Here is a 16453-nt window from a genome sequence, read left to right as displayed (position 1 = left end):
GACGGCGACCAGTTTGCGCCTGCTTACCCGCCATCCCGGATCGTCTGCGCCTCACGCGCATACCGCATAGGTGACCGGCCGACGTGCCACGTGAAGGCAACGCTGAAGGTGATGGTAGAGCTGTAGCCGCCACGTTGCGCAATCTCGGCGATGCGGCCGTGAATGCGGCGCAGCAGATTCTTCGCGAGCGCAGCAACCGTCCACGGCTTCGTCGGGTGCTCGTGCATTTCCCGGATCGCACCCGCGAGGCGGCTGTCGGACAGTCCCGCGCACGAGGCCCGGTGGCGAATATTTTCCCGCCGTGGATCGCAGTGCATCGATGAGCAGCAACTCCGGAAGGCAAGAGAGGACGCCTTCGCGCGCGGGCCGCTGCCCGCTTGATTGTTCGTGCACAAGTTGCATGAGTGTGGTCAGCCGCTGCTGGCCACGGACGTGCCCGCGTTGCGGTAGCAGCGAAACCAGCAGGGCTGAACCCTGCAATCCGAAGTTGCAGTGGCCCGCTCATATGCATCAACGAGGCAAGTGCGAACCGGCCGGGGCCGCCGATGCACGCGGCCATGGAATAAACTCCTGTTTCCTGTAACCGGCACCCTCGATGAAGCGAACTATGGATATCTCCGCGGCGCAGGCGAAGGAGTCGCATCTGCGCGCCCTGTTCCTGCGCGGCCTGGACGGCAATGGTGCCGCATACCGGCAATTTCTCGTGGAACTGGGCGCGCACTTGCGTGGCTTTCTGCGGCGGCGGCTTGACGATCGCGCGGCCGATGTCGAGGATCTCGTGCAGGAAATATTGCTGGCAGTTCACAACGCAAGGGACACCTACCGCGCCGAGGAGCCGCTGACCGCATGGATCCACGCAATCGCACGCTACAAGCTGGCAGATTACTTTCGGGCACGCTCCCGCCACGACGCGCTGAACGATCCGCTCGACGACGCGTTCGAATTGCTCGCCGCACCTGATCTCGAGCCGGCGCAAGCAAAACGTGACGTAGTAAAGCTGCTGGAGCAGTTGCCTGATCGCCAGCGTCTGCCGATCATGCATGTCAAACTCGAAGGACTATCCGTGACGGAGACCGCGAAGTTGACCGGCTTGTCGGAGTCGGCGGTCAAGATCGGTGTGCATCGTGGGCTCAAGGCGTTGGCTGCAAAGATTCGAGGAACGCGATGAAAACGGATGAATTCATTTCCCTGCTGGCGACCGGCGTCACGCCGGTGGACCACCACGTGCTCGCGAAGCGCTTTTGCGTCGCAGTACTGGTCGGTGCGGCGGGTGCGACACTGATCACGGCGACGCTGCTCGGCATCCGGCGTGACCTCGCCGAAGTCGCACTCAAGCCGATCTTCTGGGCCAAGACCGCGCTGCCCTTATGTCTGATGATCGGCTCGCTGTGGATGTCGACCCGGCTCTCGCGGCCAGGCGTGCGCGCGGGTGGCAGCCGCTGGCTGATTGCTGCGCCGGTCGCGGCAGTGTGGCTGGCGGCAGCGTATGTATTGATGGCTGCGCCGAAAGACGCTCGGCTTGCGATCGTGCTCGGCGAAACCTGGCGCGTCTGTCCGGTCCTTATTGCGATTTTGTCGGTTCCCGGCTTTGTTGCCGTGTTTTGGGCGCTCAAAGGACTGGCGCCGACGCGGCTCGCCGTCTCGGGTGCGGCAGGCGGCTTGCTGGCCGGTGCCACTGCGGCGCTCGCGTATTGCCTGCATTGTCCGGAAATGGGCATCCCGTTCTGGGGTGTCTGGTATTTGCTAGGGATGCTGGTACCGACGGTAATCGGTGCTCTGCTCGGCCCGCGTCTTTTGCGCTGGTAAGCACCTACCCGGTTATAACGGCCTTCGAAATTCCACCGCTTCGTCCGGCAGCAAGCGGCGCCATATCGTCAGATATTCGCTCGCCGCTTCGTAGCTCTCATCGTGCGACATGAACACGCCGTCGGCGGCGGGTTCCTCCGCGTCGCCGCCCGGCATCACGTTGAGCAGCAGGCGTCCGCCGGTCGCCGCATCGAGCGTCGCCGCCGCGCGCGCGGCAACGCTCCGCCCGCCGAGCGAAGTCCGTAACGCGACCGGAACAAACGTCGCGTCAGCGGCGCGCCGCTCGCCGCGACCACAAGGGTCGAGGCGGCCGCTGCCCGTGGGAATCGGCACACCGTCTTAGCCACGCAGGGCGGCAGCGACACCGATTTCGCCGAGGTAGGCCATGGTCGGGGCTCGTCCGCTCGACGACACGCCGAGATAGCGCGTGTCGCCCGATGTCGGCAAAAATCAGAAGATGTCGGGATTCATCAAAGTGTCAATGCGGAAGTGGAAGAGCACTGCTCGGGGCGCCGCCCGGACCGGCCCAGGTAAGCATCGCGCAACGTCTCCAGGTCCAGCAGTTGCGCGGCGCTGCCCTGCGCGACCACTGCGCCGTTCTCAAGCACGTAACCGCGGTGGGCATAGCGCAGCGCCACCGTTGCGTTCTGCTCGGCAAGCAGGAAGCTGACGCCTTCCCGATTGAGCGAGGCCACGATCTCGAAGATCTCCTCGACGATCTGCGGAGCCAGACCCATCGACGGTTCATCAAGCAGAACCAGCGTCGGTCTGGCCATCAGCGCGCGCCCGATCGCGAGCATCTGCTGCTCGCCGCCCGACGCGTAGCCGGCCGGCAGCCTTCGGCGCAGCTTCAGCCGCGGGAAGGTCGCATAGATCCGTTCGAGATCCGCTTCGAGCTCCGCGCGCCGGCCACGCCGCACGAATCCGCCAAGACGCAGATTTTCCTCGACGCTGAGATGGCCGAAGCAGCGGCGCCCTTCGAGGACCTGTACAAGGCCGCGCTCGACGAGTCGCCACGGCTCATCGCGGGCGATGTCGACGCCATTGAACGCAATGCGCCCCGACGTCATCTCGCCGCGTTCGGCATGCAGCAGGCGCGAAATTGCTTTCAGCGTGGTCGTCTTGCCGGCACCGTTGCCGCCGAGCAGCGCGACGATCTCGCCGGCGTCGACGTGCAGCGATACGTCATGCAAAGCCACAATGATCTGCTGCCATGACACGGCGAGTGAGGTCGCTTCGAGCAATCGGGCAGCGGCCATCGCTTAGAGCTCCTTCTGGCAGTCGCGAGGCGTGATGCCTTTTTCCTTCGCATAAGCGTTCGCCGATTTTTCGATGATCGGCCGCAACAGTGCGCGATCGGCCTGGACCCAGTCGCTGATGACCTTCCAGTGTTGTCCGTCCCATTGCTGGAAGCGCACCGCCCCGCCGCCTTCGTGGTCCTCGCAGGTCAGCTTCAAAGGCTGGACCAGGCCAAGCGCGCCCAGCTGTTTGAGTCGTGCGTCGTCGAGGTTCAGATGTTCGAAGCCCCAGCGGACCTGCTCGCCGCTCAACGGTTTGTTGCCGAACTTCTTCTGCGCGGTGCGCAGCGCTTCGACATTCAGGATCCCGTTCACGACGCCAAGGTTGTAATAGACCGTGCCGAAGCGTGCCGGATCCTTCAGATCACCGTTGCCGGCCTTGATCACGTACTGGTCGATCGCCTGAAGCACCGGATATTCTGTTCCGGACGGGTGTGTCGTGATCGAGATGAAGCCCTTGGCCGCCTCACCCGCGGGTCGAACGTCTTCTTCCGAATTGCTCCAGATATTGCCGATGATGTGATCGGTCGGATAACCGACCTTCTGGGCGCTTTTCAGCGCCACGGGATTCATCACACCCCAACCCCGCAAGATCACCCAGTCCGGTGCGATCTGGCGGATCTTCAGCCACTGCGAGCCTTGCTCGTTGCCCGGATGCGGTACCTCGATCTGCGTGACCTCGAAACCATACTTCTTCGCGAGCAGTTCGACCACCGGAATCGTTTCACGTCCATAAGGCGAGCCGTGGTAAAGCACGACGATCTTCCTGCCTTTGAGGTGCTCCAGGCCGCCAGAGCGTTGTCCGATGTAGTTCACGATCGCCGACACTTCGCTGTACGGATTGAGCTGCAGCGGGAACACATATGGGAAGACCGCGCCGTCGGTCGAATCGGTCCGGCCGTGATTGATCGTAATCAGCGGCAGCTTGTCTGCGCTCGAGCGATCGAGTGTTGCGTAGGCAATGCCGACAGACAACGGATTGGTTGCCGCGGTCGGTGCGCCGTCCGGACCGCTGTTCTTCAGACGTTCGTAGCACTCGACGCCCTTCTCGACCACGTACTCCGTTTCGCACTCTTTCCAGACCAGCTTGACGCCGTTGACCCCGCCGTCGCGAGCATTGATCAACTTCATGTAGTCGATAAAGCCGCCGAAGAATCCCGTGCCGCCGGCTGCATACGGTCCAACCCGATAGCTTTGCAGCGGAAAATATTCGGTTCCGCCGGCATGCGCCTGCGATATCGCCGCACCGGCTAGTGCCACGCTCGCCGCGAACAGGCGCAGAAGTTTGCCAGGTCCACCGGCGTTGAGTCGAGTAATGTAATTAGCCATGCTGATGTTTTCCGTCTGATTGATGAATCGAAAGCTGGGAAGATTCAGGAAGGACTGTGTTAGCGCCCTTCCTGCCGTCTCGTTCGGCTGCGGCGCGCAACCTGAACGAGCCGGGCGAGACCATCGGGTTCCTTGATGAGAAACACAATGATCAAGGTGCCAAAGATGATCTTTTGCAGGTTCTGCAACTGGTCGGCCCCAATGCCGATCTGTGCGAGCGCGGTCGCGGCATTCGACAGCAGGATTGGCAGCAAAACGATGAATGCGGCGCCGTAGAGGTTGCCGCTGATACTGCCCATGCCGCCGATAATGATGATGAAAAGAACCTGAAACGACAGATTCAGACTGAAGCCGTCCGGCTCGACCGTACCGAGGTAGGCGAATGCCCAAAGCGCTCCCGCTATGCCGAGCACGAAGGAACTGAGCGCGAACGCAAGCAGCTTGCTCTGTCCTACCGGAATGCCGATCACGCGTGCGGCGATATCCATGTCGCGCACCGCCATCCAGCGGCGGCCGAGATCGCTGCGCACGACACTCGCGCCGAGCAGGAACAGCACCACCACGACGCCGAGCACGAACAGATAGCGTGCGGCCGGTGTATCGATTTGCCAGTGGCCGATTGCAAGGCGCGGCGCGCTAAGCACGCCCGACGTATCGTTATTGGAGAACCAGCTGACGCGAGTAAAGATCCAGACCACGAAGAACTGCGCGGCCAGGGTCGAAACAATCAGATAGAAGCCGCGGATGCGCAGGCTCGGCAAACCGAACAGCACCCCTACTGCCGCGCTGATGCAGCCACCGAGCAGCAGTGCAACAGGCAGCGGCAGCGCGGGTAGCCGGACCAACAGGTTATAAGCCGCGTACGCTCCCACCGACATAAAGGCGGCCGAACCGAGCGACAACTGCCCGGCATAGCCCGTCAGGAAGTTCAACCCCAACCCTGCCAGTGAAAGAATCAGGAATGGGACGAGGATCGCGTTGAGCCAATAATCGTTGGAGACCAACGGCACGGCCACGAACGCTACCAGTACGAGCGAGAACGGCGTCAGCCAGCGCTTGAGATCCGCGCGTCGCGCGTCGAAGGTTGTGCGGGTCAGTTCCATCTTGTCTCCATCAAACGCGTTCCACCGCCGGTTCACCGAACAGCCCAGCCGGGCGAGCCAGCAGGAATAGCATCGCGATGACATAGGGGAACCAGTTCTCGATGCCATCGCCAATGACTGCGCCGAGATAAACCTCAGCGAGCTTTTCGCTAGCGCCCACCAGCAGTCCGCCGACGATCGCGCCAGTGATCGACGAAAATCCGCCGATGATCAATACCGGCAGCGCTTTCAGGACCACCAGCGACAGCGAGAACTGCACGCCCAGACGCGCGCCCCACAGTAGTCCCGCGACGAGGCTCACGAAGCCGGCCAGTGCCCAGACGATTGCCCAGACCTGTGGAAGCCGCACCCCGACCGCGAGCGCGGCCAGCGGATCGTCGGCGACCGCGCGCAGCTTCAGGCCGAGACGCGAATAGCGGGTCAACGCGCTTAGCCCGATCACCAGTGCGCCGGCGACAGCCGCCGCGAAGAGGTCGAACTTACTGATCATGACGCCGCCCAGGCGCAACGGCTTGTCATCGATACCCAGCTCGAGCCCGTGCACCTGTGCTCCCCATAACAGTTGCGCGGCCCCTTCCAGGATCAGACTCAGGCCGAGCGTCGCCATGAACAGCGTGATCGGTGGTCGATTGACGAGCGGCCGCAGCACCAGCCGTCCGGTGAGCACCGCAATGACGACCAGCGCCGCCAGCGTGATCAGGATCGCGAGCCACGGGGCGATCCCGCGTTCGACCATGCACACATAGGTCAGCGCGCCAAACAAGCACCAGCGCTCCCTGAGCGAAATTAAAGATCCCGGATGCCTTGTAGATCAGCACGAAGCCGATCGCAACGACCGAATACATCGCACCGGCAAGCAGGCCGCCCACCAATACTTCGACAAAGAATTCCATCGACTGGTCCCTCAGGCGTGGACTGACGTGCTCGCGTCGTGACGCGTACCCAGGTAGGCCGCTAGCACGTCATCATTCGTGCGGACCTGGTCGGGCGTGCCGTCCGCGATCTTTTTCCCGTAGTCGAGCACCACGACATGATCGGACAGTCCCATCACGACGCCGATGTCGTGCTCGATCAGTACCACCGTGACACCGAACTGCGAGTTCACATCGCGTATCGTGCGAGCCATCTCCTGTTTCTCGGCCGCATTCATGCCCGCCATTGGCTCGTCGAGCAGCAGAAGGCGCGGCTTGGCGGCGACTGCACGCGCCAGTTCGACGCGTTTTTGCAGCCCGTAAGGCAGCGTGCCTACGGCGGCGTCGCGGTAGCGCTCCAGCTTCAGTGCATCGATCACCTCACTCGCATACCTGCGTTGCTCTGCGTCGTCCCGGCGCGCGCGCCCGACGTGCAAAACCTGCTCGATCCAGCTGCTGCGCCGATGCAAACTGCGGCCCGTCAGCACGTTGTCGAGCACGCTCATGCGGCGGAACAGCGCGAGATTCTGGAACGTTCGCGCGATACCGAGGTGAGCGGCACGGTAGGGATCGATGCGTCGATACGCGAGGCCGTCGAAGCGAACGACTCCCTGTTGTGCCCGATACACGCCATTGATCACGTTGAGAAGCGAACTCTTGCCTGCGCCATTCGGACCGATGAGCGCGCAGATTTCTCCGCGCGCCACCGAGAAGCCTATGTCGGTTATCGCCTTGACGCCCTTGAACGATAGCGAGATGTGTTCAAGGGCGAGCAACGGCGCTGCCGAGGTAGTCGCCTGCGTCATGCCAGGGCCGGCTGACGACGGCTCTCCAGTTCGCGAACCAGCGGAAGCACTTTGGCGCCGAAGTATTCGACTTCTTCGATGAAATGCAAGAAGCCGGTCAGTATCAGATCGACGCCGATCGCCTTCAGTTCGACGATGCGCTCGGCGATCTGCTGCGGCGTACCGATCAGATTGGTGCGGAAGCCGTCGTTGTACTGGACCAGATCTTCAAATGTGGATTTCGCCCAGTTGCCCTCGCCTTCAGGGGATGCGCTACCGGCCTGCTTGACCGCGTCGCCGAACGCATGGACCGCTTCCACATGTGCGTTGGCAATGATGTCGTCGAGCACGGCACGCGCTTCGGCTTCCGTGTCACGGGCGATCACGAACGCGTTCACGCCAATGCGCACCTGATGGCCGTTCGCTGCGGCCTTGGCGCGAATATCATCGATCTGCGCTTTGAGGTTTTCAGGCGTATTGCCGTTCGTGAAATACCAGTCGGACACACTCGCTGCGTTGTCGCGGGCTGCGCGCGAGCTGCCACCCTGAAAGATTTCGGGGTGCGGCTTTTGCACCGGCTTCGGACTCAGCGTGTAGTCGTTGAAGCGGTAGAAGTCGCCCTTGAACGTGAATTTGTCCTGCGTCCAGATCCCCTTGAGCGCCTGAATGAATTCCTTGGAACGGCGATACCGTTCATCGTGCTCGAGCCAGGGTTCGCCGATCGCGGTGAATTCGCCCTTAAACCAGCCGCTAACGACGTTGATCGCGATCCGGCCATTCGAGATGTGATCGATCGTCGCGAGCTGCTTGGCGACCACCGCGGGATGCCACGGTCCGGGCAAAATCGCTGCAAGTACCTTGAGACGGGTCGTGGCGTGCAGCAACGCCTGGCTGAACGAGACCGACTCGTGCTGATGCTCGGCGCCATAGCCGGCCGTAAAGCGGATCTGGCTCAGCGCGTACTCGAAGCCTGCCCGTTCGGCGGCCTGGGCGAGACGCTGGTTGTATTCAAGGCTCCAGTCGGTGCGTTGTTCGATCGTGCTGACTACCAGGCCGCCGCTTACATTCGGTACCCAGTAAGCGAATTTGACGGCGTCTTGCGAGGTGGACAGGTTATGTGTCATGGAAGCAGATCTCGTCGAAATAGGAATGGTGTTACAGGGCAGATGTCATGCTGCGATCTGGACGTCGGCACGGCGCGGCCGTTGCGCGATCAGTGGCGCGGCACGCTCGATCGCGAGCGCGATGCGCGCGCTCAGCAGCGGACTGCTGACGCGGTGGTCATTGAAATCCGCCTCGGATCCATACACGCCGACAGGAAGCGTATGGGCCTGGAAAAAGCTCAGCAGTGGTCGCAACTGGTGGTCGATCACCAGCGCATGCCGCTCGCTGCCGCCGGTGGCAGCAAGCAGTACTGGCACGTCGAACAAGGTTTCGTGATGAACCAGATCGAAAAGATGCTTGAAGAGGCCCGTATAGGATGCGCGGTACACCGGGCTTGCAACGATCAGCGCGTCGGCTGTCTCGATCGCGCGCAAATGGGCTTCCAGGTCGCGGCTGGCACTCACGCGCGAAAACGTACGCGCTAGCGGTTCGGAGATTTCACCGAGATCCACGAGGTGAGAATGCACGTCGTGCTTATCGGCTACGAGCGCACGCTCGAGCCCCGCGAGCAAACTAACGGTAAGGGCACGCGTTCTCGAAGGTTGTTGCAAGCTTCCCGAAACCGCGACGATACGTAATGGTGTGGTCATAACAAGTCCTCTCATCCTCGAAACGCACCGTACTCTCGGGAATTCGATCCGGCGACGGTGTGGGTTGATGTAACGCAAGCAATATGCCAATTGCGATGTGTTTCGCGACTACCGCTGAAAACCCCGGCGATCAGGCTTGGACGGCCTTTGAAAATTCAATACGACAGGTCATTCGCTTAGTAACGCAAAGCATATTCATCGAGCGTATGAACGCTGTGGAGCAATCTGCTTTCGGTGTGCTGCCAGGCGAACAGCAGCAATTCAGATATGAATAGAAAAACGGTTTGAGAATGCTTTCGTTGAGCGCCCAATTGCCCAAGTCCCGGACCTTGTAGTCGATCGGATCATGCAAGGTGTGCATGGAGTCGGGGTTCCCCCACCGTCAACTGCTGGACCAGCAGAATGTGAGCGAACTGCTCCTGGGTCAGCAACGCCGTGACGGATATGGGAGCCCTTTAACACCGCGCCGCTGCGCAAGCAACATTTGGACTTTGAATATGAGAAATCAATGTTTCCAGCGCCGCAGCGGAGGTGGAACACTTGCTGCTCGATCAGCAATCTGGACCAGCGTCGTTGCACAATCGGGCCTCGAACGGGCTCTGTCGTAAAGCGGGCGGTCCAGTCCATACAGATGGCCCAGCTCGTCTCCAGTCCAGCAAACCACGAAGAGCCGCACCCATCGGTGCAGCACCTGCATGAGAACGCTCGAGCGCGCTCGACGCCACAGCAGATCGCCGCGGATCTCGCCGCCCGCTTTTCGTTGACCGCGGTCGAACGGGATCAGCGCGGCGGGACGCCAAAACCGGAGCGCGACGCGCTGCGCGCCAGTGGCCTGCTGGCTCTCAGCATTCCATCTGAATATGGCGGACGAGGCGCTACCTGGCAGACGACCCTCGACGTTGTCCGCATCATTGCTGCGGCCGACGGCTCGCTCGCGCACGTATTCGCGTTTCATCATCTGATGCTCGCGACGGTACGGCTGTTCGGAACCGAGCAACAGTGGGGATCATGGTTCGAAAAAACGGCCCGCCACGACTGGTTCTGGGGCAATGCACTCAATCCGCTCGACGACCGGACAATCAGCCGGAGCCGCGAGGACTGGCTCGAATTCTCCGGCCAGAAGAGTTTCTGTTCGGGGGCGCTCGACTCGGAAATGCTGATCGCGTCCGCGCGCGACGCGCTGACGAACGCGTTTCTGGTAGCCGCCTTGCCAACGCAACGCAGCGGCATCGCGGTCGCGGACGACTGGGACAACATCGGGCAGCGTCAGACTGACAGCGGAACCGTGACCTTCGAAAGAGTCCGGGTCGATCATCATGAAGTGCTCATCGAACCCGGCCCGCTGTCAACGCCGTTCGCATGCTTGCGGCCGCTTATCGCGCAGTTGAGCCTTGCGCACGTTTATCTCGGCATTAGCGAAGCCGCCTTCGAAGACGCTCGTCATTACACGTTGAATGAAGCGCGTCCGTGGCCGGCGTCGAAGCTCGCAAGCGTCGGCGACGATCCCTACATACTCGGCCAGTACGGCGAGTTCTGGGTCGGACTCGAAGCCGTGCGGACGCTGGCTGCACGGGCCGCTGTCCGGCTCGACAGCGCATGGGCCCGGGGCAGCGCGCTGAGCGAGGCTGAACGCGGCGAAGTCGCGCTGGCAATAGCGACCGCGAAAGTCGCTGCCGCGCAGACAGGACTCGTCATCTGTACCCGGATGTTCGATGTCGCCGGCGCACGAGCGACGCACGGCTCGCTTAGGCTAGACCGCTACTGGCGCAATCTGCGCACTCATACGCTGCATGATCCTCTTGCCTACAAGATGCGGGAAATTGGCGAGTGGGCCCTCAAACGAACCTATCCGACGCCGAGCTTCTACTCATGAACGCCTCTCTTACCGACGTATGGGACAACGGCCTCGTTGAGCCGGTCTCTCCCGCTGGCGCACTGCCCCATGTGTACAGCCTGCCGAATGCGCGCGGGCTGAGCAAGTCGATTCGGGGGCGCGCACAAGTGTTTGTCGATCCGCGCTCGCTGGCTCTGCTTGAACGGGTGCAAAGGGTCGCGCCGAGTGACGCAAACATTCTGATCTCCGGCGAAACGGGTACCGGCAAGGAACTGATTGCCCGTCACGTGCATGGTCTCAGTCAACGTAAGGACAAGCCGTTTGTCGCCGTCAATTGCGGCGCGTTCTCCGAGACGCTGGTCGAGAGCGAGCTGTTCGGGCACGAGAAAGGCGCGTTCACCGGTGCGTTCAGCGCGAAGCCAGGCTGGTTTGAAGCAGCGAATGGCGGCACGCTGTTTCTGGACGAGATCGGCGATCTGCCGCTGTCGATGCAGGTCAAACTGTTGCGCGTGCTGCAGGAGCGGGAGGTCGTGCGGCTTGGCTCGAGACAGAGCCTGCCAATCGACGTGCGCGTGGTGGCGGCGACCAACGTCCATCTGCCGCAGGCGGTGGCCGCCGGCCATTTTCGGGGCGACCTTTACTATCGGCTTAACGTCGTCCAGCTGGACGTCCCGAAGCTCTGTGAGCGACCCGGCGATATCCTGCCGCTGGCGCGCTATTTCATCGACGATTACCGCGGTCGTCTCGGTTACGGGCCGCGCGAGATCGCGCCACAGGCGGAGCGCAGACTGCTAGCGCATCGCTGGCCCGGCAATATCCGGGAACTGGAAAACGTCATTCATCACGCACTGCTGGTGGGCCGCCACGATACTTTGCAGGAAAGCGACGTACAGCTTGTGGCGTGCGCCCCACCCGCAATCGATCGCCTGCCACGTCCTGACGCACTGACACAGGACGCACAACAGGCCCTCGAAGCCGCTTTGCGAGACCTTCTCGAGACCGAACGCGAAAATCTGTTCGAAGACATCGAGAATACCGTCATCAGGGTTGCATATGAGTACAGCCACCGCAACCAGATTCAGGCTGCAAGGCTGCTGGGGATCAGTCGCAACGTGCTGCGAGCAAGGTTGATTCGGGCGAAGGAGATTGCCGCGCTCAAATAACGGGCAGCCTGCATAGCCGCGCATCGCGCGGCTTGCTTCCCCCTCGCGTTTCTCGCGGCCTTCGCTAGGCAACTGACTCGTTCGCGGCTGATTCCGTCGTGGTCGGCCCCGCCCCGATCTGCCATACATAAGGCGGTTCGGTCCGGTTGATTTCCCAATCGCCAACGATCCTCGCTTTGTAGATTAGCGGGTTGTGCGATGCCGCGGTTCGGGCATTACGCCAGTGGCGATCGAGACGGCGGGCCTCGCTGGTGCCCGATGCGCCGAGCGCGTTGAACAGATCGGTCGTAGCTTTGAGAATCAGCTCACTGACAACGACTTGTGCGCGCGCGGAGTCGAGTTCCGCTGCGATGTTGGCTTCGTGCTCAGTCTCCGCATTCCCGCCGAAACGTGCTTCGTAGGCGCTCTGAGCCGCCTCCGCTGCCTGAACGGTAGCCGCCTCGGCCGCGAAAACGCGCGCGCCTATCTCGCCGACGACCTGCTGCACCTGTGCATCGCGGGCGACCGACGGCGCGTTGCCGTGACTGAAAATGCGGCGGCGTGAGCGGACCTCGTGCGAGACGTCACGCAGCGCGGCTCGGCCCACGCCGGTCAGCACCGCCAGCAGCACGAGCTGATAGAAGGCAGTCTGATACTTGAAGCGGGTGGAGAAATCAATGATGTCCTCCGCCTCGACGAGTGCCGAGTCGAAACGGGTGGTGCCGCTGCCTGTCGAGCGCTGACCAAAGCCATCCCAATCGTCGCTGCGAGTGACACCGGGCTGGTCGGTGCGGACCGCCGCGATGACGTTGCGCCCATCGTCGTCGAGCTGAGCGAATACGTCGATCCAATCCGCGAAAATGGTCCCTGTGGAGTAATACTTCTCTCCTGTGACGAGCCAGCGCTCGCCGTCGCGTTTGACGCGGGTTTGCACCTCGCCGATCGAGACATTCCCGACTTCGGTCCAGGCGTTACCGATGATCTCCCCCGCTACGAAACGAGCAAACCAGCGCTCGCGGTTTGCGTCAGCTGGAGCATTCAGCCGATCCTCCACGAACGCAAAATGCCCGCGAAGCGCCTGTGGCAGGTTCGAATCCGCCTCGCCCAGTTCGATCAGCAAACGGATCAAGTCGGGCAAAGATGCGCCTGCGCCACCGTGTTCGACCGGTATGCGAACGGCGCCGAAGCCTGCCTCCTTGAGCCACCTGATTGGGTCATAAGGCAAAGCGCGTCGTTGCTCGCGATCGAGCGTGCCATCCGCGATCTTCTGAAAGATCGGCCGGAAACGCGCGGATAGTTGCTCGTAGTCCGCACCGCGGGACAAGGAAGCGAAGGCGAGGACGGGTTCGGTTATATCAGATCGATGCAAAGTAGCCATGTGTTCTCCGGAGTGAAGGCGCGCCTCCATGAAGCCTCGCCATGCCATAAACACCTGCACATTGCGTACCAGTTCGCCAGACCCAAGCACGTCGGCGACGGCCCAGTTTTTCCCGCAAGCACCGTGCTGTTCAGACAGCAAAGTGCTGCGTGTAAGCTGATAGAGCCGCAGTCAACAAATTGGATGCTACTGTACGGCCTTTGTCGCGCGTGCGTCTGCTCAAAGGATCTTGGAATTCGTCAGCACGCCCCCTTTTCACAAATAGCCGCCGATCCTCCGGCGCAAGCCTCGCCCCGACGTCAGATATCGCCGATCGACAGTGGCAATTGCGGTTCGCTCACGCCCCCGGAATTAATCAGCCTGACGTAGCTCACATATCTCGCCTCGGCGAGCGTCTGGGCAGCCACCAAACTCCCGGGCAGCGGCGCCCTCAACTCGTTAGGCAAAATATCCGTCAGCAGCTGTTGATAGAGCACTCGGGCCGCTGGATCGCGGTAACGGTTGTCGAGTTCCAGTTGCCCTGCCGTCGTCGCATAGTCGTAGTACTCGAGTTGGCTTCGGCCCGAGATGGTCGTCGACTCCGGTGCCCAGAACGAATAGGTGCCAAGCTTGTTCGCCTGACTGCGTACACCAATGATATGCGTCGGCGTACTGGCCGCGTTTGGTATGTACGAGTCAGGCAGTGTTTCGTCGGTCGTGAAGGTGACAAAGGGCCGGCCGGCTGCCGAATCGCTTTTCAGCATCGGAAGAAGATCATGCCTGCCGCCGTACAACTGCGCGTAGTCGCCCGTTAGCCAATTGCGGTTACCGCCGTTGCCTATCGTCACCAGCATCGGAAGAATGTCGACTGAAGAAGTCAAGCCGTCGCGGACCTTGTCGACCTCGCCCACATAATGTCCCGTAGGATCAACCACGATCAACGGGATGTTGTACGCCTCTTCGTAGCATGTCGAGGTCTTGCCGGACACCATACCGTGCGCGCCAGCGTATTCGCCGTGGTCGGACGTCAGGATAATGATCGTGTTGCGCGCGACATCGTGAGGCAGCGAGTGGACGATCTCGCCAATTCGTTCGTCGACGTCTGTCAGTATCTGCGTGTACGACTCGAGGCTACGCTTCCAGTAACTGAATGGCGATTTGCCGATCCCTTTCGTCACGCCCTGGATCGGCACAGGATATTCAGTGATGACGAAGTCAGCGCTATCCGGATCATCCTGAACACCACCCCATATAGCCTCCTGGATCATTCTGTTGAACGCCTGCGCTGCCGGCTTGGTGCGCTGGATGCGATCCGCCGACTCCCAGTTCGGCGGGACCGCCGCGTACGCCAGCGTCGGTGGATTCTTGAGTGGATTGGTATTCCAATCGTAGTTCGGCGGCCCTACCGTGTAGTCCCGCCATTGCTGATAACCGTTGGGGTTGCAGTTCGAGTTCGCGAAATAATCATGGTAAGTCTGGAATTCCGTTCCCGCCGGGAAGAACTCTTTGTCGTGAGGGTTCACGAGGCCTACGGTCAAACACCAGGGTGCTTCGTTCGGCTTACGCTGGCCGAGCCACACTACCGCCTGATTGGCGATGTACTCGTCGCTGTAGTACAGGTTGGGAATATCGCCGACGGTGCCCTGCAGGTTGCTGCCAGTTGGATCAGGGAAAGTCATCGCCTGAAATCCGTACTCCTGAAGCTCGCGCTGCCCCTGGACGGTGACCGACAGGTGCCATTTCCCGATGTAGGGCGTCGAATAACCGAGGTTGCGCAGCAGCTTGCCATAAGTCGGAAACACCCGGCTGAGCGTTGGTTGAAGCGAACCTTTACTTGACGGATTATCGAAGATAGTCGTCAGCACCCAGGTTTGCTGCGAGTAAAGACCAGTGACCAAAGTGCCACGTGCTGGCGTACATGCGGAGGCGGCCGTGTAGTGTCCGGCGAACTTAACGCCCCTTCTCCACAGGGAATGCGTTTGAGGCATGAAATGCCTGAGGAAGTCGCCCGGACTGTTGATTCCCGCCGGGAACACACGCGGGTAGCGCATCTCGTCAAGCAGAATGAACAGAATGTTGGGGGTTCCCTTGTGCGCGGCGTCGCCCGTGGCCGCCCCGGATGCGCCAAGCGCGAGCTTCGGCGTAGTCAGTGCGGCGCCAATCGCCGATGTCTTCTTGATAAATTCGCGACGGTCCATAATCGTTTCTCCATGTTAGTTAGAACGACGAAGGCATCTGCCCTGTCGCGTTGCAGCGCAGTGGAGGCGATTCAATCAGCGTTGATTTATATGAAGAGACCTCTGTTCGGTCTCCTCTGAATTGTCCGGTTAAAGGGACGCGCGGTCCGCTTTTCTGAATTGATGTTTTCAGACCTGAGCCGGCAAAGGGAGGATGCGGGGAAGGCTGTGCGTTTGATGCTAGTTTCTTCTGCAGGCGACGGAAGAGGAAACGTCGAGATATGTGCGGTAGCGCACATTGTTCTGTTGCCGTCCCGGCACCGCCAGTGATGATCGCTTCGCCTGCGGTGAGACGGCTAACGTCGGCGGCCAAGGTTATCCACCCAACCGGACGGCTGTCCGCTCAGCGCAAGCCGCCCACGCTGCGCCCGTTGAAAGTGGGCAACGAGCCGTTCAGCGGATCGAAGGAGGTCGGCGGTTTCGGCGGCGCGCTCAGCGTGTTCGTGTAGTTGCGCACGACCGGCGGCAAATAGAAAAACTGCCAGCCGCCATAGGTCTTCTGATTTTCGAAGTCCTGATAGAGAAGCGGAAAACCAGCGCGTTTGATCGGCAAGTCGGTGGAACTGCTATACACGCCGTATATACGCGCGCCCTGTTGCATAAAAATCCAATCGTTCTTACCGGTCACCGGATCCGGATAGGCGCGGCGCAAATGATGCAGCGGCGCCGGAAAACGCGAGTCGTCGAGCAGTTCGTCGATCGACGCCGGCAGCGCCCTTCCAGCGCGGTAGTAGCGAAGAATCGCGAGCCGGTACTGATTGCCCACGAACAGCAGTTGCCGCTCCCGTTCGCGCTGCCGCTCAAGCGACCACACGTCGAGCGCGCCCATCAATGCGATCGACATCAGCATCAGCGCAATCAGGAGCGCCAGCAGAACCATTCCATTTTCGCGAGCGA

General features: G+C 61.2%; 13 protein-coding genes and 3 pseudogenes. 4 read left to right on the top strand and 12 right to left on the bottom strand.

All coding sequences use genetic code 11. The features are described from left to right. Positions 1-23: 23 nt before the first annotated feature. A pseudogene (locus QFZ91_RS06365) lies at positions 24-501 on the bottom strand (cupin domain-containing protein); the annotation flags it as partial. 94 nt (positions 502-595) lie between these two features. Between QFZ91_RS06365 and QFZ91_RS06360 the strand changes: the two are divergent. Together QFZ91_RS06360 and QFZ91_RS06355 are read left to right on the top strand one after the other, a co-directional pair. Next, positions 596-1168, top strand: a complete 573-nt coding sequence (locus QFZ91_RS06360; RefSeq protein WP_176377735.1) for a sigma-70 family RNA polymerase sigma factor — start codon at positions 596-598, stop codon at positions 1166-1168. After that, on the top strand, positions 1165-1806 hold the full coding sequence (locus QFZ91_RS06355) for a DUF1109 domain-containing protein (RefSeq protein WP_176377734.1): 642 nt from the start codon (positions 1165-1167) through the stop codon (positions 1804-1806). The genes QFZ91_RS06360 and QFZ91_RS06355 overlap by 4 nt, the downstream gene beginning before the upstream one ends. Before the next feature lie 27 nt (positions 1807-1833). On the opposite strand, the pseudogene QFZ91_RS06350 reads toward QFZ91_RS06355, so the two are convergent. The 8 genes and pseudogenes from QFZ91_RS06350 to msuE all read right to left on the bottom strand — a co-directional run. Then, positions 1834-2253: pseudogene (locus QFZ91_RS06350) on the bottom strand (LLM class flavin-dependent oxidoreductase); the annotation flags it as partial. Between the two features lie 23 nt (positions 2254-2276). Continuing rightward, positions 2277-3065 (bottom strand): ABC transporter ATP-binding protein, encoded by a 789-nt coding sequence (locus QFZ91_RS06345; protein WP_429566689.1) that lies wholly within the window; start codon positions 3063-3065, stop codon positions 2277-2279. A gap of 3 nt (positions 3066-3068) precedes the next feature. Next, positions 3069-4433 carry an ABC transporter substrate-binding protein gene (locus tag QFZ91_RS06340; protein ID WP_429566688.1) on the bottom strand — a complete coding sequence of 455 codons (1365 nt, stop codon included), beginning with the start codon at positions 4431-4433 and terminating at the stop codon, positions 3069-3071. A 59-nt stretch (positions 4434-4492) separates the two neighbouring features. Next, entirely contained in the window at positions 4493-5536 is a 1044-nt protein-coding gene (locus tag QFZ91_RS06335) for a branched-chain amino acid ABC transporter permease (protein ID WP_368717460.1), read from the bottom strand. Positions 5537-5546: 10 nt separating this feature from the next. Beyond that, positions 5547-6429, bottom strand: a pseudogene (locus tag QFZ91_RS06330) (branched-chain amino acid ABC transporter permease). 11 nt (positions 6430-6440) lie between these two features. Then, entirely contained in the window at positions 6441-7253 is an 813-nt protein-coding gene (locus tag QFZ91_RS06325) for an ABC transporter ATP-binding protein (protein ID WP_429566687.1), read from the bottom strand. Next, on the bottom strand, positions 7250-8356 hold the full coding sequence (gene sfnG, locus QFZ91_RS06320) for a dimethylsulfone monooxygenase SfnG (protein ID WP_176377729.1): 1107 nt from the start codon (positions 8354-8356) through the stop codon (positions 7250-7252). Before sfnG ends, QFZ91_RS06325 begins: the two co-directional genes overlap by 4 nt. A 45-nt stretch (positions 8357-8401) precedes the next feature. Next, positions 8402-8986, bottom strand: a complete 585-nt coding sequence (gene msuE, locus QFZ91_RS06315; RefSeq protein WP_429568600.1) for an FMN reductase — start codon at positions 8984-8986, stop codon at positions 8402-8404. A gap of 631 nt (positions 8987-9617) precedes the next feature. Here msuE and QFZ91_RS06310 point away from each other — a divergent pair. Then, positions 9618-10859 carry an acyl-CoA dehydrogenase family protein gene (locus QFZ91_RS06310; RefSeq protein ID WP_429566686.1) on the top strand — a complete coding sequence of 414 codons (1242 nt, stop codon included), beginning with the start codon at positions 9618-9620 and terminating at the stop codon, positions 10857-10859. Beyond that, entirely contained in the window at positions 10856-11983 is a 1128-nt protein-coding gene (locus tag QFZ91_RS06305) for a sigma-54 interaction domain-containing protein (protein ID WP_429566685.1), read from the top strand. The genes QFZ91_RS06310 and QFZ91_RS06305 overlap by 4 nt, the downstream gene beginning before the upstream one ends. Positions 11984-12047: 64 nt before the next feature. On the opposite strand, the gene QFZ91_RS06300 is transcribed toward QFZ91_RS06305, so the two are convergent. From QFZ91_RS06300 to QFZ91_RS06290, 3 genes are all read right to left on the bottom strand, one after another. Further along, on the bottom strand, positions 12048-13340 hold the full coding sequence (locus tag QFZ91_RS06300) for an acyl-CoA dehydrogenase family protein (RefSeq protein ID WP_429566684.1): 1293 nt from the start codon (positions 13338-13340) through the stop codon (positions 12048-12050). A 299-nt stretch (positions 13341-13639) separates the two neighbouring features. Further along, positions 13640-15517: a sulfatase-like hydrolase/transferase gene (locus QFZ91_RS06295; protein ID WP_429566683.1), complete on the bottom strand. Its 1878-nt coding sequence runs from the start codon at positions 15515-15517 to the stop codon at positions 13640-13642. A gap of 382 nt (positions 15518-15899) precedes the next feature. Beyond that, complete coding sequence (locus QFZ91_RS06290; protein ID WP_429566682.1) at positions 15900-16436, bottom strand: type II secretion system protein; 537 nt, start codon at positions 16434-16436, stop codon at positions 15900-15902. Positions 16437-16453: the final 17 nt, after the last annotated feature.

This window comes from Paraburkholderia sp. JPY419, assembly GCF_050435705.1.
Lineage (GTDB): Bacteria > Pseudomonadota > Gammaproteobacteria > Burkholderiales > Burkholderiaceae > Paraburkholderia > Paraburkholderia youngii.
Note: the sequence above shows the minus strand (reverse complement) of the source record. Positions and strands in the feature narration are given on the sequence as shown.

Bases quoted from the DNA above. Each gene is read 5' to 3' on its own strand.
- QFZ91_RS06360 (WP_176377735.1), top strand. From the start codon at position 596: ATGAAGCGAACTATGGATATCTCCGCGGCGCAGGCGAAGGAGTCGCAT.
- QFZ91_RS06355 (WP_176377734.1), top strand. From the start codon at position 1,165: ATGAAAACGGATGAATTCATTTCCCTGCTGGCGACCGGCGTCACGCCG.
- QFZ91_RS06345 (WP_429566689.1), bottom strand. From the start codon at position 3,065: ATGGCCGCTGCCCGATTGCTCGAAGCGACCTCACTCGCCGTGTCATGG.
- QFZ91_RS06340 (WP_429566688.1), bottom strand. From the start codon at position 4,433: ATGGCTAATTACATTACTCGACTCAACGCCGGTGGACCTGGCAAACTT.
- QFZ91_RS06335 (WP_368717460.1), bottom strand. From the start codon at position 5,536: ATGGAACTGACCCGCACAACCTTCGACGCGCGACGCGCGGATCTCAAG.
- QFZ91_RS06325 (WP_429566687.1), bottom strand. From the start codon at position 7,253: ATGACGCAGGCGACTACCTCGGCAGCGCCGTTGCTCGCCCTTGAACAC.
- sfnG (WP_176377729.1), bottom strand. From the start codon at position 8,356: ATGACACATAACCTGTCCACCTCGCAAGACGCCGTCAAATTCGCTTAC.
- msuE (WP_429568600.1), bottom strand. From the start codon at position 8,986: ATGACCACACCATTACGTATCGTCGCGGTTTCGGGAAGCTTGCAACAA.
- QFZ91_RS06310 (WP_429566686.1), top strand. From the start codon at position 9,618: ATGGCCCAGCTCGTCTCCAGTCCAGCAAACCACGAAGAGCCGCACCCA.
- QFZ91_RS06305 (WP_429566685.1), top strand. From the start codon at position 10,856: ATGAACGCCTCTCTTACCGACGTATGGGACAACGGCCTCGTTGAGCCG.
- QFZ91_RS06300 (WP_429566684.1), bottom strand. From the start codon at position 13,340: ATGGCTACTTTGCATCGATCTGATATAACCGAACCCGTCCTCGCCTTC.
- QFZ91_RS06295 (WP_429566683.1), bottom strand. From the start codon at position 15,517: ATGGACCGTCGCGAATTTATCAAGAAGACATCGGCGATTGGCGCCGCA.
- QFZ91_RS06290 (WP_429566682.1), bottom strand. From the start codon at position 16,436: ATGGTTCTGCTGGCGCTCCTGATTGCGCTGATGCTGATGTCGATCGCA.